The organism is Acinetobacter chengduensis (assembly GCF_003664645.1).
Classification (GTDB): Bacteria; Pseudomonadota; Gammaproteobacteria; order Pseudomonadales; family Moraxellaceae; genus Acinetobacter; species Acinetobacter chengduensis.
The window spans coordinates 188005-207780 of record NZ_RCHC01000006.1 but is presented as its reverse complement, the minus strand read 5'-3'; the positions used below and the strand labels follow the sequence as shown (position 1 = coordinate 207780).

General features: G+C 42.5%; 20 protein-coding genes. 3 read left to right on the top strand and 17 right to left on the bottom strand.

The features are described 5' to 3' along the window. Positions 1–82: 82 nt before the first annotated feature. From D9K81_RS07580 to ribF, 4 genes are all read right to left on the bottom strand, one after another. A complete protein-coding gene (locus tag D9K81_RS07580) occupies positions 83–565 on the bottom strand; it encodes an FKBP-type peptidyl-prolyl cis-trans isomerase (protein WP_120375693.1) in 483 nt (160 codons plus the stop codon). Next, positions 558–1100, bottom strand: a complete 543-nt coding sequence (gene lspA / locus D9K81_RS07575) for a signal peptidase II (RefSeq protein WP_120375692.1) — start codon at positions 1098–1100, stop codon at positions 558–560. The genes D9K81_RS07580 and lspA overlap by 8 nt, the downstream gene beginning before the upstream one ends. Next, on the bottom strand, positions 1093–3939 hold the full coding sequence (gene ileS / locus D9K81_RS07570; protein WP_120375691.1) for an isoleucine--tRNA ligase: 2847 nt from the start codon (positions 3937–3939) through the stop codon (positions 1093–1095). The genes lspA and ileS overlap by 8 nt, the downstream gene beginning before the upstream one ends. A 63-nt stretch (positions 3940–4002) precedes the next feature. Further along, complete coding sequence (gene ribF / locus D9K81_RS07565; RefSeq protein WP_120375690.1) at positions 4003–5004, bottom strand: riboflavin biosynthesis protein RibF; 1002 nt, start codon at positions 5002–5004, stop codon at positions 4003–4005. 206 nt (positions 5005–5210) lie between these two features. On the opposite strand from ribF, the gene D9K81_RS07560 reads away from it, so the two are divergent. The 3 genes from D9K81_RS07560 (at position 5211) to D9K81_RS07550 (ending at position 8444) form a co-directional block, all read left to right on the top strand. Continuing rightward, positions 5211–6362, top strand: a complete 1152-nt coding sequence (locus D9K81_RS07560; RefSeq protein WP_120375689.1) for a TDT family transporter — start codon at positions 5211–5213, stop codon at positions 6360–6362. A gap of 295 nt (positions 6363–6657) precedes the next feature. After that, positions 6658–7734 (top strand): aromatic ring-hydroxylating oxygenase subunit alpha, encoded by a 1077-nt coding sequence (locus tag D9K81_RS07555; protein WP_120375688.1) that lies wholly within the window; start codon positions 6658–6660, stop codon positions 7732–7734. 140 nt (positions 7735–7874) lie between these two features. Continuing rightward, complete coding sequence (locus D9K81_RS07550; protein WP_120375687.1) at positions 7875–8444, top strand: phosphorylase family protein; 570 nt, start codon at positions 7875–7877, stop codon at positions 8442–8444. Positions 8445–8515: 71 nt separating this feature from the next. On the opposite strand, the gene D9K81_RS07545 is transcribed toward D9K81_RS07550, so the two are convergent. The 13 genes from D9K81_RS07545 to ubiG all read right to left on the bottom strand — a co-directional run bounded on the left by D9K81_RS07545 (position 8516) and on the right by ubiG (position 19674). Beyond that, positions 8516–9130 (bottom strand): TetR/AcrR family transcriptional regulator, encoded by a 615-nt coding sequence (locus tag D9K81_RS07545; RefSeq protein ID WP_120375705.1) that lies wholly within the window; start codon positions 9128–9130, stop codon positions 8516–8518. A gap of 349 nt (positions 9131–9479) precedes the next feature. Continuing rightward, on the bottom strand, positions 9480–10280 hold the full coding sequence (locus D9K81_RS07540) for an ABC transporter ATP-binding protein (protein WP_120375686.1): 801 nt from the start codon (positions 10278–10280) through the stop codon (positions 9480–9482). A gap of 14 nt (positions 10281–10294) precedes the next feature. Then, positions 10295–11110 (bottom strand): aliphatic sulfonate ABC transporter permease SsuC, encoded by an 816-nt coding sequence (gene ssuC / locus D9K81_RS07535; RefSeq protein WP_120375685.1) that lies wholly within the window; start codon positions 11108–11110, stop codon positions 10295–10297. 1 nt (position 11111) lies between these two features. Further along, complete coding sequence (ssuD, locus tag D9K81_RS07530; RefSeq protein ID WP_120375684.1) at positions 11112–12281, bottom strand: FMNH2-dependent alkanesulfonate monooxygenase; 1170 nt, start codon at positions 12279–12281, stop codon at positions 11112–11114. A gap of 105 nt (positions 12282–12386) precedes the next feature. Then, complete coding sequence (locus D9K81_RS07525; protein WP_120375683.1) at positions 12387–13349, bottom strand: sulfonate ABC transporter substrate-binding protein; 963 nt, start codon at positions 13347–13349, stop codon at positions 12387–12389. A 331-nt stretch (positions 13350–13680) separates the two neighbouring features. Beyond that, positions 13681–15027, bottom strand: a complete 1347-nt coding sequence (gene argA / locus D9K81_RS07520; RefSeq protein WP_120375682.1) for an amino-acid N-acetyltransferase — start codon at positions 15025–15027, stop codon at positions 13681–13683. 149 nt (positions 15028–15176) lie between these two features. Then, positions 15177–15563 (bottom strand): RcnB family protein, encoded by a 387-nt coding sequence (locus tag D9K81_RS07515; protein WP_120375681.1) that lies wholly within the window; start codon positions 15561–15563, stop codon positions 15177–15179. A gap of 226 nt (positions 15564–15789) precedes the next feature. Beyond that, on the bottom strand, positions 15790–16194 hold the full coding sequence (locus D9K81_RS07510; protein ID WP_120375680.1) for an RcnB family protein: 405 nt from the start codon (positions 16192–16194) through the stop codon (positions 15790–15792). A gap of 263 nt (positions 16195–16457) precedes the next feature. After that, the gene (locus D9K81_RS18415; protein ID WP_171406895.1) at positions 16458–16613 is read right to left on the bottom strand and encodes a hypothetical protein; all 156 of its coding nucleotides are present in this window, start codon (positions 16611–16613) and stop codon (positions 16458–16460) included. Between the two features lie 292 nt (positions 16614–16905). Next, positions 16906–17325, bottom strand: a complete 420-nt coding sequence (locus D9K81_RS07505) for a hypothetical protein (RefSeq protein ID WP_120375679.1) — start codon at positions 17323–17325, stop codon at positions 16906–16908. A gap of 142 nt (positions 17326–17467) precedes the next feature. Beyond that, on the bottom strand, positions 17468–18217 hold the full coding sequence (locus D9K81_RS07500) for a YciK family oxidoreductase (RefSeq protein ID WP_120375678.1): 750 nt from the start codon (positions 18215–18217) through the stop codon (positions 17468–17470). 45 nt (positions 18218–18262) lie between these two features. Next, positions 18263–18961 carry an HAD family hydrolase gene (locus D9K81_RS07495; protein ID WP_120375677.1) on the bottom strand — a complete coding sequence of 233 codons (699 nt, stop codon included), beginning with the start codon at positions 18959–18961 and terminating at the stop codon, positions 18263–18265. Further along, positions 18958–19674 carry a bifunctional 2-polyprenyl-6-hydroxyphenol methylase/3-demethylubiquinol 3-O-methyltransferase UbiG gene (gene ubiG, locus D9K81_RS07490; protein WP_120375676.1) on the bottom strand — a complete coding sequence of 239 codons (717 nt, stop codon included), beginning with the start codon at positions 19672–19674 and terminating at the stop codon, positions 18958–18960. Before ubiG ends, D9K81_RS07495 begins: the two co-directional genes overlap by 4 nt. Positions 19675–19776 lie beyond the last annotated feature (102 nt).

Here is a 19776-nt window from a genome sequence, read left to right as displayed (position 1 = left end):
ACGGCCATTTGGTTGTATAGTATTGATATGTAATTAATAAAAAAACACCCTAAGGTGCTTTTTTATGATGACTAAACGTCACTTACATAATTTTAATGCCTTGCTGGCCAGCAGGCGTTACCTTAAAAATTTCCACTTCAAAGGTAATGTTTTTGCCTGCCAATGGGTGGTTAAAATCGACTTCGGTGATGTCTTCACCCACGGTTTTGACCACGCCGTATAGGCTTTGTTTGGCTTTGTCTTCAAATTCGATCATGTGACCTTCAGTTGGGCGCTGTTCAAATTTTACAGTGTCAAACTTTTGTACATTTTCGGGGTTCCAAGGGCCAAAAGCATCTTCTGGTGGTAGGCTGACCGTACGGCGGTCGCCAGCACGTAAACCAAATAATGCTTTTTCAAAACCAGGCAATAAACTACCGTCACCCATCACTAAGCTTACAGGTTCAGCACGGCTACGGGTGTTATCAATTTCTACGCCATTTTCAATCGCGACAGAAAAGTGAAGATCAACTTTAGAGCCGTCTTCAATACGAATTTCTTCGTTAGGATGAATCAAATCAGTCATTTTTTTGCGCTTCCGCACGTTGAATACGTTGCTTCTCTAAAAAGAAGGTATCAATCAACAATAAGATGGTACCCAGCGTAATGGCACTATCTGCAAGGTTAAATGCAGGGAAGTGGCTGTTGTTGTAATACACATGAATGAAATCGACCACATAACCCAAAGACACGCGGTCGATTAAATTACCAATTGCGCCACCTAAAATAAGTGCAATTGCAATCGGTAAAATTTTCACGGTTTTTGGCATACGCATGAGCCAAAATACAAAAATAACAGACACCAAACCTGCAAGTGAGGTAAAGAAGTAACGTTGCCATCCACCGGCATCGGACAAGAAACTAAAGGCTGCCCCATAGTTATGGAGTAATGTCCAATTTAAAAAGGGTAGGACTGGAACAGGGTCTGCATAATTCAGACTTGTGCTGGCAATCCATTTAGTCCATTGATCCAAAATAATGGCAACAATGGATAAGCCCACCCACACTAAATTGTGTGGGTAGAATTGAAAGAAACCCTTTTTTTCTTGTGGATTAGGCATATTTTCTCTCTTCGCCTTGACCTGTAGGAAGGTTAATAATACAACGAGAACAAAGACCTGGATGTTCGTGATGTGTATTCACATCGGGAAGCACATGCCAGCAACGTGCACATTTTTCACCGTCAGCTGCCGAAACTTTCACGTTTAAGCCTTCAAGATCCGATGCTTCACCTTGCGCCGCATCAAAGTTATTCACGATCACTTGTGATGTAATGAGGACAAAACGAAGTTCATCGCCCAATTTATCTAGAACGGTTTTCAGCTCGCTTGATGCCCAAAGTTCAACTTTTGCAGACAGGTTTGAACCGACAGTTTTTGCTGTACGTGCAGCTTCAATGAATTTATTCACTGCAGATTTTACAGAGATCAAAGTTTGCCATTCAGCTTCAGAAACTGCATTTGCTGTTGATGCGACTGGAATGTCATACCATTCAGCAGTGAACACATATTTCTCTGATTGCTCAGGAATGAGTGGCCATGCTTCTTGTGCGGTGAAGCTTAAGATTGGTGACATCCAACGCACGAAAGCTTGTACTAAATGATATAGCGCAGTTTGAGCTGAATGACGTGCAGCTGAATCCGCTTTAGTTGTGTACTGACGGTCTTTGATGATGTCTAAGTAGAAACCACCCAAGTCGTTGATACAGAAGTTGGTCAAAGCATTCGTTACGATATGGAAGTTCATATCTTCGTATGCTTGTTGAATAGTTTTTTGAACTTCCGCAGCACGTTGCAAGATATATTGATCAAGCGCGATCAATTGATCCACTGGCAATGCATCTGTTGATGGTTTGAAACCATTCAAGTTAGCAAGCAAGAAACGAAGCGTGTTACGGATACGACGGTAACCGTCAGATGCACGGCTAAAGATTTCTTTACCCGCAGTCATTTCATAACGGTAATCCGCAGATGCGATCCAGAAACGTAAACCATCTGCACCCATATCTTTAATGATGTCTTGTGGTGTGATCACGTTACCGATTGATTTTGACATCTTACGGCCTTTTTCATCGACCACGAAGCCGTGCGTCAATAAGCCTTTGTAAGGTGCGCGTTCATTAATTGCAATCGAGGTTAACAATGAAGACTGGAACCAACCACGGTGTTGGTCTGAACCTTCAAGGTACAAGTCAGCAGGATCAGTGAGTTCTTCACGTTCACGAAGTACAGCAAAGTGTGTTGTTCCAGAGTCGAACCAAACGTCTAGCGTATCGCGTACTGCATTGTAGCAATCTGCATCATCACCAATGAACTCGCGTGCATCACGGTTGTACCAACCATCAATACCCTCGTTTTCAATCAGCTTAGCTACTTCTTCAATCAATTCAGGGGTACGTGGGTGCAACTCGTTGGTATCTTTATGTACGAAGAATGGAATTGGCACGCCCCACGTACGTTGACGTGAGATACACCAGTCCGGACGACCTTCGATCATCGCTTGAATACGGTTTTTACCCCAATCTGGCACAAAGCTGATGTCATTTTCAATTGCGCTTAATGCTTGGTTACGCAGACCCTTCGCATCCATGCTGATAAACCATTGTGGTGTCGCACGGAAAATAATTGGAGTTTTATGACGCCAGCAATGCGGATAGCTATGCTTGATGACTACATGTGCCCAAAGTTTATTTGCTTCAGTTAATGCAGCAATAATTTTTGGATTGGCTTTATAAATGTGCTCGCCTGCAAACAAAGGCGAAGTTGGTAAATACACACCATTACCACCGACTGGGTTTTCAACTTTTAAGTTGTACTGTAAGCCAACTTTATAGTCGTCCACACCATGACCGGGTGCGGTATGTACGGCACCAGTACCACTAGCATCGGTTACGTGTTCACCCAAAATCACAGGTACCTGGCGTTCAGCGATTAACGGATGTTGAAGTACAAGATTCTCAAGTTTAGAACCTGTGAATTCAGCAAGCACTTCAAATGCAGTGAAACCATAACGCTGAGTTGCAGATTCAACCAATGATTTTGCAAGGATGAAGTTTTGAGATGCTTTGTCTTCGCCTGTAGCTTTAACCAATTGGTATTCAAGCTCAGCATGCAATGCAACCGCTTGGTTGGCAGGCATGGTCCAAGGCGTTGTTGTCCAGATCACGATGTCTGTACGATCAGCTACTTCTACACCTAAACGTGCAGATAAATCAGCTAAATCAACAACAGTAAAGCCAACGTCAATTGCGTCAGATTTTTTATCTTCGTATTCAACTTCGGCTTCAGCCAAAGATGAACCACAGTCTAAACACCAGTTCACTGGTTTAAGACCCGGCTCGATATGACCCGCTTTAGCAATTGCACCTAGCGAACGCACGATGTCAGCTTCTTGTTTGAAGTTCATGGTGAGGTAAGGATTGTCCCAATCACCGAACACGCCCATACGTACGAAGTCTTTCTTTTGCAGTTCAACTTGTGTGTAAGCATATTCACGGCAGGCTTTACGGAACGTAGAAGCATCGACTTTTACGCCGACTTTACCCACTTTTTCTTCAACTTTGAGTTCGATTGGAAGACCGTGACAGTCCCAACCCGGTACGTAAGGTGCGTCAAAACCATCCATCACATGGCTTTTGATGATGATGTCTTTAAGGACTTTGTTGACCGCGTGACCTAAATGGATTTGACCATTTGCATACGGAGGGCCGTCATGAAGCACATATTTTTTCTTGCCAATACGCGACGCACGAATCTGCTGATAAATATCATCGGCATACCACTCTTCTAACCATTTCGCTTCACGTACTGCAAGATTTGCTTTCATTGCAAATTCAGTACCGGGGAGGTTTAGCGTGGCTTTGTAATCCACTGCATTTTCAGGAGTTTGCTTATCGCTCATGCAAGTTGTCTTCCAATTTAATCCGATTGTACGGACACGTTTTACAATAAAAAATATGAGAATTTAAAAGGGGAATTGGGGATGATCTTGACGAAACTCAAGTAGCTTCTCAACATCATCATCAATTCCAGCTTTTAGTGCTTCAAGCGAAGGATAATTCTTTTCGCCATGCAAATAGTTTAAGAATGTCACCCGCATTAACAGGCCATACAGATTAGCAGAAACATCAGGAAAATGTACTTCTAATCGCCACTCTGGATGGTCTTGTTGGATGGCTGGTCGAGTGCCGACATGACCTGCACCAAACAGGGCAGTCTCATCATAACCAGCAATACCTTTTTTGCTGTCGTGGGCTTGATCCACTTTGGCTTTTAGGGATTCGGTTTCGCAAATGACTTCGACACCATAAATGCCGTGCAAACACGGTTTATGACGGTTTAAACGCACATTAATGGTTGGAAAATTAATGGTTCGACCAATTTGATCGCCGTATTGCACACGACCCGTGATGCTATAAGGACGACCGAGTAATTTAGCCGCATGAGCTAAATCACCCGCTTGTAGAGTTTGTCGGACCAGCGTTGAACTCACGCGTTCACCATTAACCTCGACATTTTGTATATCGGTTACATGAAAACCGCGCTGGCGTAAAAATTCGCTATTGCCTTGACGGTTTTTACCAAAATGATGATCTTCACCTAAGACTAAACTTTGCGTATTGAGTTTGTATTTTAAAATGTCGCAAAAGGTATCAGCACTGAGGTTACGAAAGTCGTTATCAAACTTTGCCACCACAATATAGTCTACGCCGAGCTCTGTTAAGTATTCGACTTTTTCACGTAACGAAGAAATACGTGGAGGAGCTTCGTAAGATTTAAAAAATTCAAGCGGTTGAGGCTCAAATATCATGACCGCTGTTTTTAAGTTTTGTTGTTTGGCTATGTCTTTAAGTTGGCTGAGCATCGCCTGATGACCCAAATGTACCCCATCAAAATTGCCAATCGTTAAGGCTGTTTGAGGAAATTCTAAGTTGGGCGCTAAAGCATTCAGACGGAGCAGCTGCATGGGCGAATCAAATCGTTGAAAATGTTTGAGTGCTATATATTGCCATATTCTTCAGCATTCGTCTTGTTGTTGTGTTTTTAAGCAAAAGAAATCCGTAGTTTAATTCTTTATATAAGTTTAATTGATTTATTCAATAAATATTAATCAATTTTTCTTATTTATAAAGTTGGTTAAGATAAGACCAGCTTCTAGATGAGGACAACGATATGCAAAACACTATGCTTTTACAGACACGGCTTGAGACGATGATCCGTCAGTTCACTCCGAATTGGTTTACGGTATGTATGGGGACAGGCGTGGTTGCACTGATGGTATCAGAGTTTCCCATCTTTCAAACCTTCACATGGTCTGTTGGGGTGGCGCTTTGGCATCTGAATATGATGATGTTCGTGTTGTTTAGTGCTTTATATGTATTGCGTTGGCTGTATTACCCTGTAGAGGCCAAACAAATTTTTAAACATCCTATGATGTGCTTGTTTTTTGGGGCAATCCCTATGGCGCTGGCGACCATTTTAAATGGCTTTTTAAAATATGGTCAGCCCATTTATGGCGAGGAGGCTTTGCTTTGGGCAGAGATACTTTGGTATATCGATGTGGTCTTGGCTGTTGCGATTGCTTGGTTGGTTCCTTTTGTGATGTATCAACGACAACAACATGAACTCAAAAGCATGACGGCTGTTTGGCTACTGCCGATTGTGGCCTGTGAAGTCGCAGCCACAAGTGGAGGTTTATTACTGGGTCATCTTGCGGTGACAGAGCATGCGGTAGGCATTTTGCTGGCCAGTTATGTACTTTGGGGGATGTCTGTATTGCCTGCTTTTGCGATTTTAACCATCTTAATGCTTCGTTTGGCGTTGCATCAATTACCTGTCAAAGAACTGGCAATTAGTAATTGGTTGGCGTTGGGTCCTATTGGCACAGGTGCTTTTGCCCTGTTAGTGCTAGGTGCTCAAGCACCGACTTTATTGGCCAGCATTGGATTAGCACATGTGGGCCAGATCTTACATGGTGCAGGTATCGTAGGTAGTTTAATCCTATTGGGCTTTGGCTTGTGGTGGTTAGGTTTAGCGATATTGACCACATTACATCACAGACGTGTATTGCCTTTTAACTTAGGTTGGTGGGCTTTGACTTTTCCACTGGGCGTGTATTGCTTTGCAGTCTTGAACCTTGCTGCTCAACTCAACATGGCATGGATTTATCACTTTGGTTACGGTTTAGGTGTTGGTTTGATCGTGCTGTGGCTATGGGTGGCCAGCAAAACCGCACTGGGTTTTTACCAAGGACATTTATTCTTTTCACCGTGTTTAAAAAGCTACTTGGAAGCCACAGCACAGTGCACTGACAAAGCTTTGTAATTGGTTGGGGATTTGCTGAGTGAATAGGCAAACATGAGCATGCTGGGATGACAGCATGCTTTATGGACTGGGCGAGCAATATGATGGCTCATGATACAGAATAGATGGGACATTAAATTGAAGATCTTGCCACTTGACCATACTGATACGATTTATCTGCAGGATGCTATTTTGCAAAATCATTAAACTGTTAGAATATGCTTGGCGACGGGCATATTTTATGCGCTCCATTAATTAAAAAAACGCAATAAAAATTAAATAGATAAAAATTCTATATGGAAATCAGGATTTTAAAATGTGTGAAAAAACTCAATTCTGGGATCAGGCCAAGGGTTTATTAGAAGAATGGTATGTTGCTTGTACTTCTAAAGAATTAAAAAAAGATCAGCCCTTACAAACCACTATTTATGGTAAAAACTTTGTTGTGTTTCGCCAAAAGAACGGACAAGCCGCGGTATTGTTAGATCAATGTGTTCATCGAGGCGTTCCACTTTCAGCAGGCAAAATGACCAATGGCTGTGTGACGTGTCCTTATCATGGCTGGTCTTATCAAGCTGATGGTCAGGTAGCGCACATTCCAAGTGTGAATGGCAAATTTTTTCCAGAGAAACCACATGCGTTTAAACAGCGTAGTTATGACGTTTGTGAGCAAGATGGCCTGATCTGGGTCTATCTAGGAGATAAAGCCCCTACAGCGCGTCCAGAAATATTTAAACTGCCTTTTTATGATGCGCCAGGTTGGCAAAGCTATTATATGGTGGGTAAATATGATGGTGAAATGGGGGCTGTCGCGCAAAATATTATGGATGTCACCCATACCATATTTGTCCATGAAGGTTGGTTTCGTTCTGAGTCAGGCAAAGCTGTAGATGCCACCATTGAGGTGAGTCCACGCAAAGTAGTGGTGGAATATCATGACCATGAAGCCGATGTAGGAATGATGCCATGGCTCACCAATCCACATGGTGCACAGCAAGTACATCGCGATAGTTTTATTGCACCCAATATTACCTTGGTGGAATACCACTGGGGCGAGCCTTCAGGCATGGTCTTTAATAGCCTGATTACACCTGTTGGGCCTTATGAATCACGAGTATATACCTGTGTAAGTTATAAATTTCCAATACCACGTGTGTTGGCTAAAGCGATTCAACCCGCAGTGAACGTGTATACGTGGGTAGTGAATAACCAAGACATTAAAATTTTAGCGGCGCGCCGTAAAGGTTTAGAAAATATGCCAATGACCCATTCACATAGTGTGCGTGGCGATATGGCGCATATTGCATTGGAAAAGATTTTAGAATCTTTACGTCATGATCAGTCCTTAACCCCATCTATTTTGGGTAAGCGACCCATGCAGTTTCAAATTTAAAGCAAGCAAGAGACACTATTGAGATCTATGGCCGAGCTCAGCCCAATCTAAAGCGTTAGATTCAGTGCGTTCGCCATCTGGTTTTATTGTTTTGTGCCAATTTATGGTATATCGGTAGCCATTAACTTGAGGAATGGTGCATGAAACAAGATTTGGCCCTAATGATGGCCTTAGCCAATGAGTCGAAGGGCTTGTTCGAGTCGGCTGGTATTAATGTTCACTACAGTGGTATTGGTAAAGTCAATGCGGCATTTAAAGCCTATGACGTGATTCAAAAAACGGGCTGTAAAACCTTACTAAACTTAGGTACCGCAGGGAGTTCTCATTTTGATGCGCATGCATTGGTTGAGGTGACTGAATTTGTACAGCGTGATATGGATGTGTCGCCATTGGGCTTTGCAGTAGGGGTTACGCCACTGGAAGATGAGTATCCTGCTGGGATTCAGCTTGAGCCTTATTTTAATCATTTAGCACAAGGAATTTGCGGTACTGGCGACAGCTTTGAAACTGGGCTGCCGAAAGTACCGTGTAATTTAGTGGATATGGAAGGCTACGCAATCGCAAAAGTATGTAAAAAACTGGGCGTTCGCTTAATCTCGGTAAAATATATTACCGATGGTGCAAATGACACAGCACATTTGGATTGGGAAGAAAATTTATTGTTAGGCGCGCAAAAATTATTATCGTTATATCAAAGTTTAAAATCTTAAAACTAAAGGTTGGCGGCCATATCGAGTTATGGCCGAATGCCAATCATTGCCATGTTTGGCAATAGAGCGAATTAATTACGAGGTAGTGCACCATAGAGCATCATGTGCACCGTGTGTTCGATCACACGCTGGTTCATGCTACGGTTACGCAGGGTTTTGCCTGTGACCATTTCAATTTGGGTAGAAAAGTCTGCATAGTTTTGAGTAACAGCCCAGATATTCAAAATGAAAATTTCAGGATCGATATCCTTTGAAATTTTACCTTGCTCTTGCCAGTTACTAATCACTTTGGCTTTACGTTTAACCAGTTTCTTTAAAGGTCCTTTTAGGATCTCTAGAATATGTGGCGCACCTTGAATTACTTCGAGTGCAAACAAACGAGATGCTTTAGGCTGTGTACGCGATACTTCAATTTTTTGTATCAAATAATTGGTAATCGCTTCAGCAGGTTCTAAATCTGCTTCTAGTGTTTGCAACGGCGCTAACCATTTTTGTAATACAGTGGTTAACACTTCGACATAAAGCGCTTCTTTATTTTCATAATAATAGAAAATATTCGACTTATGCATTTCTGCAATTTGCGCGATTTCATCTAGGCTAGCCCCATTGAAACCATATAGGGAAAATACGTCCAGTGCGGCGCTAAGCAACTGATTACGTTTTTGAGTACTCTTTTTTTGTTCCATTAGCATTTTAAAACAATGAAAAGGGGGATCGGGGATTGTACGGCAAATCAGCAGCCTTGTGCACAACCAAACTTTGTAATTTTATGAATAATGGTGATTTATTTTATAGATCGTCTATTAAATTATCCTGACAGCCTAGGTAAAATCAAATAAAAAATAGTATGTATAAAGAAAAAAATGATTATTTTTATTCATTAATCTGGTGGAAGTCGTTGATTTCAAATTAAAGCACTCAATTTCTGCACCGTTTAGGTGCTTAAGAAGGGTTTTAAAGTGATTTTTTAGTTTAGCTACACGATTTAAACCCAGCACTGCATGCAGTGCTGGGCATAATGACAGCTTATTTTGCTTAGGTGGCTAGCACGGCATTTAAAACCTGTTGCTCCAGTGTGCTAAAAGCCAGATTTTTTTGTCGTGGGCGGGGCAAGTCAACCTTAAATTGTGAGGCGATATGACCTTTATCCAGCAAAATAATACGATCGGCCAGTTGAACGGCTTCAGAAACGTCATGGGTGACTAAAATGGCAGTAAAGCCTTGTTCAGTCCAAAGTTTTTCAATCAGGTTCTGCATGTCTAAACGGGTCAGGGCATCCAATGCGCCTAAGGGCTCATCTAATAGTAAAATGCGTGGCTGATGCGAAAGTGCACGTGCGAGTGCAGTTCTTTGTCGTTGGCCACCTGAAAGCTGGGAAGGCCATAAGGCCGCTTTTTCTTTTAGTCCGACTTTTTCCAGCATAGCAGAAGCATTGGCGTGTTGCTCTTTGGCTAAGCCTAACTGAACATTTTGTTCAATGCTACGCCAAGGCAGAAGTCGTGGGTCTTGGAACATAACACGAATATCATCGGCGGTAATGCCTTCACGAATATGACGTGCTGATTTAAATTTGATTTCACCGTAGCTCGGTTTTTCTAAATCAGCAATCAGACGTAATAGCGTACTTTTACCACAGCCACTACGTCCAACAATGGCAAGAAATTCACCAGGCTGAATATGTAGATCGAGGTCTTCGAGTACTTTTACACTGCCATAGAACTTATGTAATTGTTCGATGTAAATGTCAGCCCCAATCACAGCATTTGGGTTAATGTCTGTTTGAGTAGGAGAATTTGGATTGTCTTGGGCATGGCGGCCAATACTTAAATCAGTCATGTCATGTGTCCTTTTTATTTTTGATAGCCAGCATGCCAGCGTAATAAATAACGCTCTAAAGCAACGGCTAAAACGTCAGCTAATTTACCCAATAGGGCATACAGTAAAATCCCCACTAGAACGATGTCGGTTTGTAGGAACTCACGTGCGTTCATGGTCATATAACCAATACCTGCTTGGGCAGAAATGGTTTCGGCCACAATCAGAAGAACCCAAACCAAGCCTAGCGAAAAGCGTAGCCCAACCAAGATTGATGGCATTGCACCTGGTAAAATAATGTCTTTATAGAGTTGCCAGCGAGTTAAACCGTAGCTTTTTCCCATCTCGATGAGCTGTGGATCGACAGAGCGAATACCATGATAGGTATTAATATAAATTGGAAAAAATACACCGATTGCGACTAAAAATAGCTTGGCACTTTCATCAATGCCAAACCATAAAATGACCAAAGGAATAAGCGCCAGTGCAGGGATGTTTCGGATCATTTGAATGGTGGTATCGAGTAAGTTCGATGCCACTTTGGATGAGCCATTAAGCAGGCCAAGTAATAAACCCAAACCACCACCCACCAATAACCCCATCAGTGCGCGACCAGCACTCACTTGTACATGTTTCCAAAGTTCACCACTTAATAGCAAAGTCCAGAAGGCACTAATCACAGCGCTTGGTGCGGGTAAAATACGACTTTGTAAAAGCCCTGTGACGGAAGCAACTTGCCAGAGCAAAATCAGTACAATGGGAAGCAACCAAGGCAGCAAACGCTGCCCAAGTTGTGTTCCACGTGAAACCTTCTTTTCCGCGAAGGCTTCGACCGAAACAGGTTTAGACATTTTAAGCTGGCTCCTGAATCGATTTTTTATTTTCATCTGGGGTGTAATTGTTTGCGACAATTTCGCCAAATGGGCCAGTCAGATTAGGTTGAGTGAGTTTCTGCTGGGTTTCGAGTGGTAGTAATGGGAACACTAATTCTGCAAAACGAATAGACTCTTCTAAATGTGGATAGCCCGAGAAAATAAAGGTATTAATGCCGAGGTCTGCATATTCTTGAATACGAGCTGCCACAGTTTCAGGGTCACCGACTAAAGCTGTACCCGCACCGCCACGTACAAGACCTACACCCGCCCACAGGTTAGGTGATACTTCAAGCTTTGTACGGTCGCCATTGTGGAGTTCTGCCATGCGACGTTGTCCGATGGAATCCATGCTTTTGAATTTGGCTTGAGCGGCTTGAATAGTTGCATCATCCACATATTGAATCAGTTCTTCCGCTGCTTGCCATGCTTCGGCATTGGTTTCACGCACAATCACGTGTAAACGAATACCGTAGTTCAGTTCACGTCCTTTGGCTTCAGCACGGGCTTTCACCACGGCAATTTTTTCTTTGACTGCAGCAGGTGGCTCACCCCATGTGAGATAAGTGTCTACTTGTGATGCAGCCAACTCAATCGCATCATCTGAAGAACCACCAAACCAAAGCGGTGGATACGGTTGTTGCACAGGTGGATACAATAATTTTGCATCATCTACACTTAGGCGTTCACCATGGAAGGTATAACTTTCACCTGTATGCGAGCGAGTTAAAATTTCACGCCAAATGGTGGTGTATTCATTTGCAGTTTTATAACGTGTGGCATGGTCTTCATATACGCCATCACCTTTGAGCTCTTGCTCATCACCGCCAGTCACTAAATTGAGTAATACACGACCACCCGACAAGCGGTCAAAAGTTGCCGCCATACGTGCAGCCAATGCAGGTGTAGTTACTCCTGGGCGAAGTGCAACAAGGAATTTTAATTTTTTGGTTGCATCAATCAAGCTGGCAGCGGTTAACCATGGGTCTTCACATGAACGACCTGTTGGAATTAAAACACCTTCGTAGCCTAAGTTATCTACTGCTACGGCAATTTGTTTCATATAAGCATGATCAACAACACGTGCACCTTTGCTCGTGCCTAGGTAGCGACTATCACCATGAGTTGGAATAAACCAAAAAATTTTCATATTTGTTCCTTAATTTTGAATGTGCTCGGTCATCCAACAGGCTGTATCAAATCATCAGATGTTTAATGCCAGTCCTGCGGGAAATAAAATGAAAGTGTTAAAAAATTATTTAATAATGGCAGCATCAATGTTGAGTTTGTTTGGAATGAGCTTTTGCTCATAGAACGCATCTGCAACACGCTGTTGCTCGCTAATCACCGCAGGGCTAATAGGTTGAACGCCAAAACCCATGCGTGAAATAGAGCTTTTTAAGATATTGAAATCTAAGCTGGTTGGCTTTTCGAGTAATTTGGCAGCTTCATCTTGATGACTTGCTACCCATTCTGTAGATAAATTCAATTCTTTAACGACAGCTTGAATGACTTTAGGATTGGCTTCGGCAAACTTACGGTCAGCCAAATAAAATTGATGGTTGCTGACTAAGTTTTCACCGGTGGCCAATACTCGTGCACTAATTTGTTGTTCGGCTGCTGCAAAGAATGGGTCCCAAATCACCCACGCATCTACAGCGCCTTTTTCAAAGGCTGCTCGTGCGTCAGAAGGCGGTAAATAAATCACCTCAATATCATTAAGTGTTAAGTGATTCGCTTCTAATACTTTTAACAATAAGTAATGGACGTTCGAGCCTTTGTTTAAGGCCACGCGTTTGCCTTTCAGGTCTGCTACAGTTTTGATGGTAGAGTTTTTAGGTACCAGCAATGCTTCTGCTTTCGGTGCAGCAGGCTGGTTAGCCACGTAAACTAAATTTGAGTTGGCCGCTTGTGCAAAAATAGGCGGTGCTTCACCCGCTTCACCTAAGACAACACTTCCAACATTGAGTCCTTCTAAAAGCTGTGGCCCTGCAGGAAATTCTACCCATTTAACGTTGACGTCTTGTTCTTGCAAGGCTTTTTCTAAATTGCCACGTTCTTTCACAATTGGCAGAATGCCGTATTTTTGAAAACCAATATTTAATGTAATGGTTTCTTTGGCTTGGTCTTTAGAGCAACCCGTCAGCATCATGACAGCAACAGTCGCAGCAGACAGAGCGAATGATTTTGTCCAAAATTGAGAAGGGATGATGCGCATAGCAGGTTGCTCCTGAACCTAAAATAAGAACGACATGGAATGCACATACGCTAATGAATTTTCTTTTTCGAAAAAAATAAAAAAACTTAAAGTTCTAATGAAGAAAAAAGATAAATAAAAAACAGCAAAACTTATGCAATTTTCTGCTTAAAAAATAATGAGAGATATCGTGTTTTAATGATTTTAATCTATTGAAATATAATGTTTATTTTAGAATATAAGATCTATGCATAAGCTTATCTCTTGTTGCGGATAAGCCCAGAGTGAGGCCTGCGAAAATTTAGAGATAAACTTAGTCAAAATTGAGCTAAGCAGGGCGGTCTAAACCAGCTTAAAGAGTTTTGATACACACCAAGGAATTACGCTGGTAGTTGTATAAAGCCTGACGTGCATTCGGTAAATCATCCACACTGGCAGATTCAAAGCCTTGTTCGATAAACCAATGTGCGGTTCGTGTGGTCAGAATAAACAATTGCTCAATGCCCAACGCTTTGGCTTTTTCTTCTAAATAATGCAAGATTTGACTACCGCGATTGGATTTGCGGTAGCTCGGATGCACTGCAACGCAGGCAATTTCGGCCGAACGTAATTCACCTTCAGCGGTCGGAATTGGGTATAGTGCGGCACAGGCTAAAATTGTGCCGTCACGTTCAATCACGGCAAATTGTTCAATTTCATTTTCTAAGCGTTCACGTGAGCGATAGACCAAAATACCTTCTTCTTCCAATGGGCGAAGCAAATTAATTAAGCCACCGACATCCTGAATATTCGCAGTACGGACTTCTTCATAATGCGCATCGGTAATCATGGTGCCCGAACCATCACGGGTAAACAGTTCTTCTAGCATGGCACCATCAGTGGCATAAGAAATGAGATGTACCCGATGCACACCTTGTAATGAGGCGGTCTTTGCGCCATTTAAATGTAATAAAATGTCGGGGTTGGCATCTTGATATTGTAAAAGATACTCCTCTAGCTGGTGGGGTAAGAGTTCACGAATTAATTGACCGTGTTCATCCATAAGCCCAGCAGATCGACCAAGGAAAATCAATTTATCCGCTTTGAGGCTAATTGCAGTTTTGGTTGCCACTTCTTCAGCCAATAAATTAAACACTTCACCCGTAGTGGAATAGCCTGTAGGTCCAAGCAATACAATATTCTGATTGAGCAAATGGCGCGAAATCGCATCGGTATCAATGCTACGCACTTCACCTGATAATTGGAAATCGACACCTTCACGAATACCGTAGGGTTTTGCAGTCACTAAATTGCCTGACACGACATCAATGCGTGCGCCATACATAGGTGAATTTGCCAGCCCCATCGACAGCAGTGCTTCAATTTGCAAACGAATCGAACCAGACGCATTCATTACTGCGCCTAAAGATTCACGCGTCGTCACACGGCGATGATGGTGAAATGGTGTTGTGAGCCCGCTGGCTTGGAGGTTCTGATTAATTTGTGGGCGTGCGCCATACACTAAAATTAAACGGATACCTAAAGAGTGAAATAACGCAATGTCATGAATAATATGTTGGAAGTTTGCGTGTAAAACCGCTTCACCATCAAACATAATGACAAAGGTTTTCCCGCGGTGAGCATTAATATAGGGTGCAGAATGCCGAAACCAATGCACGTATTGTAAAGTTGTGCTTTGAGAAACGTCCATTGAAGTCATGTGCAGGCCTATGCCGAGATTACGGGTATATTGATTCTAATCAAAAAAACCATACAGAGAAAATAGAAAGGCGCTACGCAGACAAAAAAACACCTGTATAAGTTGAATTATACAGGTGCAAAAGGGGGGGCTTCACCGAGGTTTAGGAATTAGCCCATGATTCGTACGATGCGATCGTTACGTTCATTGACGAGGACATAGTCACCATTTACTTTGTACCATTGTTGGTAGCGTCCAGTATTTGGCAATTTACGTGCTTCGCGGTCACTGACTTTATAGCGTGTTGACTGAAATTCACGTGGTAAGGTCTGACCACTACGCCATTCACGGCTTGGGTTAACGCGTTGTTGATTCCACTGATTTTTATTGTTCCATTGTTGTGAACGGTTATGGTCCCAACGTGCATCTTGGGCTTGCATGTGGCTTGGTGATGGGTTGCCACGACGGTCATCAAAACGATGATCAGGCGCCGCCATTGCCGAAGTTGCGATTAAACCTGAAAGTGCAAGGGTCGCAAAAGAGATCAGTTTTTTCATTTCATTCACCTAAATTGCTGTAGTGCTTTACTGTTTCGATAACTTTAAATTACCGACAAAGTTCAGAGAAAGCGTGAGCGATATAGAGTGGAATTGTGAAATGTGTGAAGAAAAATAGTAGGCTGAGAATAGGCTATGGCTCTATCCAGGGCTGAAGCTACGAGCATGCAAAAAGTAGTGGCATAAAAAAAGCCCAAACGATGTTGGGCTATGCAGTGTAAGGGGTTTAAAGACCTAAAATACGCATAATGCTGTTGGTCTCTGAGTTCACTAAAATATAGTCATTATTGATTTTGTACCATTGTTGATTACGATCTGGGCGTGGCAAGTTTTGGTCTCGATAATCGACTTTATAACCATCACCACGATAATGTTGTGGGAGCACGTAACCCGCTTGCCATTTATGTTGTTGCAAACGTTTTACACCGCGTTCTTCACGCATACGGCGCATATCCATACGTTCGTCATCATTATTTTCACGGAATTCACGATATTTTTTCGCCTGCCCACGGTTAAATTCACGGGGCTGATCATAACCATCCTTGTGGTCAAAATGAGGACCAGCAATAGAAATACTGCTTGCTGTCAAAGCACTGAAAGAGATTGCGAATGCAGTCAAAATCTTTTTCATGTTGAGTCCTCATTTAAATGATTCATAGTGTATAGGATTACTCTACGCAAAAAATGCAGAGAAACTGTGAAGATATTGCGATAATTCTTTAAATAAAGCAGAGATAATCAGGATATTATGCGTCAAAAATGCAGATCTATAAATGATCAAATCTGCTTATTGTGATGAATATGAATGTTGGATTGAATAAAGCAAGATGTTTTTATTCAATCCTTTTGGGCTGGTGAATAGATGAAATTGTATGGGCAAGTGAGGCTTTGGCTTTAGTTCCACTGTTCACTCAAGCCTGATAGGCAATATACAGCTTCAGCGACTGCTTCTGCTGAGTTTGCATGATCCAGTGCCATAATGAGTGCTGTAGACAATTGTAGTTGTTCAATTGAACGAATAATTTCAGTTTTACGTTGTTGATCGACCATGATCTATCTCCCAAGTGTTGCGACTACAAAATTAATGCAGTGAGCATAGAGGAGGTCGATTTATTTTAAAAACCGAATAATATTATAAAAATAATTTAAAAATACGATTAATGCTGTAAAGTAGCCCATTCAGAATGTGTACAGAACTTAATGATATCAAAAAGGGTTGGCAAAAAAATCACACAAGGCACACTGAGTTGCCTTGTGATGGCGCGACCAATAGTTTTAAACCTATAAGAAGGATCTAGCTTTAGCCTGAGCCACTCAAAATAGGAGGGAGCTCGATACAGGCTTAGTAAGCAAATTGAAGGTCGGTGTAGTCTGTAAGCGATTTTTGCAAATGTGCTTGAATAAATTCACGGACATCTTGCTCAGTCATTGGAACACCTTGCTTGGTAATCACGTGTTCAACAGGTGGTTGGCCTTCTGCTGTAATGCGGTAAACAAAACTTTTTGCAGTTGCATAGCGGTCATCTTGTTTCACAATACAAAGCACGTACTGGTAACGATGTTCGAAGTTTAGGTCAGTATGTGAAAATACAAACTGTTCAAATAGCTTCACATTCTGGCCATTTTCTAAGGCTTTTAGGTCATCCAAAATACTTGGATCAAACTTCATCCCATATTTTTCAGAAATAGCTTTGCCATCAATCAATAGATTGAGCATGCCATCTTCGGTTGGCGTTACAGTAATATTGCTAAAGTCAGACATGTCAGACACTCATTGCTTAAAACGTTTGGCATAAGTATCCGCATATTGTCTGGAATTACAAGCCAATGTGGCATGAATGTATATGCCCTAAAAAAGGAGGCCAGAGCCTCCTTTGATTTCATGCATCAGTTAAGCCAAACACTTAAGCATCTTGTGCATCTATGCTGGCACCATTTAAGGCTAAGCTGTCATCGCCCATTAAGTATAAATAGGCAGGCATAATTTGCTCTGGTGTCGGTAAGATTTTTGGGTCTTCATCTGGGTAGGCTTTTGCACGCATAGCAGTACGTGTTGCCCCTGGATTGATGCAGTTAAAGCGAATGTTAGGGTGCTGATTTTCTTTGGCAAATAAAGTGCTCACAGCCTCAATGGCTATTTTAGACACAGAATAAGCGCCCCAGTTTTCACGTGCTTCACGACCTACACCTGAACTGGCAAAAACTACAGAGGCATGCTCTGATTTTTGCAATAGAGGCAATAATTCTTGCGTGAGAACAAACGGGGCACGTAAGTTTACCGCCATCACATCATCCCAAACATCGGCAGGGTAATGTGCCAGTGGCGTACGCTCACCCAAAATGCCTGCATTATGCAAAATACCATCCAAACGACCAAATTGGCGTTCGAGCGTATCGACTAATAACTCATAATCACGTGAAGAAGCACTAGACAGTTGAAGCGGTAAAATCGCAGGTTGTGGTGCGCCCAAACCTTCAATTTCATCGTAAATCACTTCAAGTTTGTTCAGTGTACGACCATGCAAAACCACCGTTGCGCCATGAAGAGCATAAGTGATTGCGGCTGCACGACCGATACCATCGCCCGCACCTGTAATTAGGATAATGCGATCTTTGAGTAGATCGGGGCGAGGCTGATATTCTGAATATTTCATTGTCTATCTCCTCGTTTTATTGTGTTTTTTCAGTCTTTATTTTGGCTATATTTGAGCAGGATGGATGCTGTTTGTACCCATAACGTGCTGACGAATGACATCGTGTAATTCTACAACAGTATTCACTATACAATCTGCATGCCAGGCTGTTAAGTCATCTTTATACTGAAGTGGCAAATAGCCATAGGCTGCTAAAATCGTGTACATGCCTGCACTGCGCCCAGCGTCAATATCACGTGGATGGTCACCCACATAGATGCAATCTTTGGCGGCAATCTGAATCTGATCGGCTGCCAAATACATGGGCTCTGGATCTGGCTTAGTGTTACGGACATCTTCAGGGCAAACCAACACCGAGCAGCGCTCAGTTAAGTTTAATGCTTGTAGCAAAGATTCACTCAGCCAGCGGGGTTTGTTGGTCACAATCCCCCATGGAATCTGTTGCTGCTCAAGTTCAGTCAATAACGCTTGCATGCCAATAAATAAGTCGGTGTCGACGGCAATATCGGCGCCGTATCGATCCAGAAAGTCTTGGCGGTGATCGAGAAACACAGGGTCTTCTACATCCAGCTCTGGATAAACCAATTTCACCATCGCACGTGCGCCTTCCGACACTTGCGTACGGATCAAATCGGCATCCACGACAGGGCAACCTTTCTCGCGGCACATGTCTTGCAAAATCCGAATAAAGTCGGCTGCAGTGTCGATGAGCGTACCGTCTAAATCAAACAGTACGGCTTTCATTGTGCGCCTTCACTGATGGTATGAACCATATAGTTAACGTCTACATTAGGTGCGAGCCAATAGCGTTTGGTCAGTGGGTTATAGTGTAAGCCAGTCATATTTTTAAGTTTTAAATTTGCACCACGGATGTCATGTGCCAGCTCTGAAGGCTTAATAAATTTATGATAGTCATGTGTGCCTTTCGCCAACATGCGTAATACGTACTCAGCACCAATAATGGCAAATAAATAAGATTTTGGATTACGGTTAATGGTCGAGAAAAATACATGGCCACCTGGTTTCACCAACTTTTTACAAGCTGCAATAATTGAGGCTGGATCTGGTACATGTTCAAGCATTTCCATACACGTCACAACATCATATTGCCCCGCGTGTTCTTCTGCCAATTGTTCTACGGGCACTTGACGATATTCAATATTGTTCACACCTTCTTGTTCGGCATGCAGGCGTGCCACATTCAGCGGTGCAAGGCCCATATCGATACCTAAGACTTGCGCGCCACGACGTGCCATGCTTTCTGCCAAAATACCGCCACCGCAGCCGACATCAAGGACTTTTTTACCTGTAATACCACCCGAATGTTCATCAATCCAGTTTAAACGTAGTGGATTAATCATGTGTAATGGGCGGAATTCAGAGTTCTGGTCCCACCAGATGGCAGCGAATGCTTCAAACTTAGCAATTTCTTGTGGATCAACATTCAACTGCGACATGGGTTCACCTCAGGCAAGGGTTATATTTTAAAATAAAGTCAGAGGCTTATTAGTGTAGCGCTTATTCTAAAAAAAGCGATAAAAGCGCTAAAAAACTTCACA

Bases quoted from the DNA above. Each gene is read 5' to 3' on its own strand.
- D9K81_RS07580 (WP_120375693.1), bottom strand. From the start codon at position 565: ATGACTGATTTGATTCATCCTAACGAAGAAATTCGTATTGAAGACGGC.
- lspA (WP_120375692.1), bottom strand. From the start codon at position 1,100: ATGCCTAATCCACAAGAAAAAAAGGGTTTCTTTCAATTCTACCCACAC.
- ileS (WP_120375691.1), bottom strand. From the start codon at position 3,939: ATGAGCGATAAGCAAACTCCTGAAAATGCAGTGGATTACAAAGCCACG.
- ribF (WP_120375690.1), bottom strand. From the start codon at position 5,004: ATGCAGCTGCTCCGTCTGAATGCTTTAGCGCCCAACTTAGAATTTCCT.
- D9K81_RS07560 (WP_120375689.1), top strand. From the start codon at position 5,211: ATGCAAAACACTATGCTTTTACAGACACGGCTTGAGACGATGATCCGT.
- D9K81_RS07555 (WP_120375688.1), top strand. From the start codon at position 6,658: ATGTGTGAAAAAACTCAATTCTGGGATCAGGCCAAGGGTTTATTAGAA.
- D9K81_RS07550 (WP_120375687.1), top strand. From the start codon at position 7,875: ATGAAACAAGATTTGGCCCTAATGATGGCCTTAGCCAATGAGTCGAAG.
- D9K81_RS07545 (WP_120375705.1), bottom strand. From the start codon at position 9,130: ATGGAACAAAAAAAGAGTACTCAAAAACGTAATCAGTTGCTTAGCGCC.
- D9K81_RS07540 (WP_120375686.1), bottom strand. From the start codon at position 10,280: ATGACTGATTTAAGTATTGGCCGCCATGCCCAAGACAATCCAAATTCT.
- ssuC (WP_120375685.1), bottom strand. From the start codon at position 11,110: ATGTCTAAACCTGTTTCGGTCGAAGCCTTCGCGGAAAAGAAGGTTTCA.
- ssuD (WP_120375684.1), bottom strand. From the start codon at position 12,281: ATGAAAATTTTTTGGTTTATTCCAACTCATGGTGATAGTCGCTACCTA.
- D9K81_RS07525 (WP_120375683.1), bottom strand. From the start codon at position 13,349: ATGCGCATCATCCCTTCTCAATTTTGGACAAAATCATTCGCTCTGTCT.
- argA (WP_120375682.1), bottom strand. From the start codon at position 15,027: ATGACTTCAATGGACGTTTCTCAAAGCACAACTTTACAATACGTGCAT.
- D9K81_RS07515 (WP_120375681.1), bottom strand. From the start codon at position 15,563: ATGAAAAAACTGATCTCTTTTGCGACCCTTGCACTTTCAGGTTTAATC.
- D9K81_RS07510 (WP_120375680.1), bottom strand. From the start codon at position 16,194: ATGAAAAAGATTTTGACTGCATTCGCAATCTCTTTCAGTGCTTTGACA.
- D9K81_RS18415 (WP_171406895.1), bottom strand. From the start codon at position 16,613: ATGGTCGATCAACAACGTAAAACTGAAATTATTCGTTCAATTGAACAA.
- D9K81_RS07505 (WP_120375679.1), bottom strand. From the start codon at position 17,325: ATGTCTGACTTTAGCAATATTACTGTAACGCCAACCGAAGATGGCATG.
- D9K81_RS07500 (WP_120375678.1), bottom strand. From the start codon at position 18,217: ATGAAATATTCAGAATATCAGCCTCGCCCCGATCTACTCAAAGATCGC.
- D9K81_RS07495 (WP_120375677.1), bottom strand. From the start codon at position 18,961: ATGAAAGCCGTACTGTTTGATTTAGACGGTACGCTCATCGACACTGCA.
- ubiG (WP_120375676.1), bottom strand. From the start codon at position 19,674: ATGTCGCAGTTGAATGTTGATCCACAAGAAATTGCTAAGTTTGAAGCA.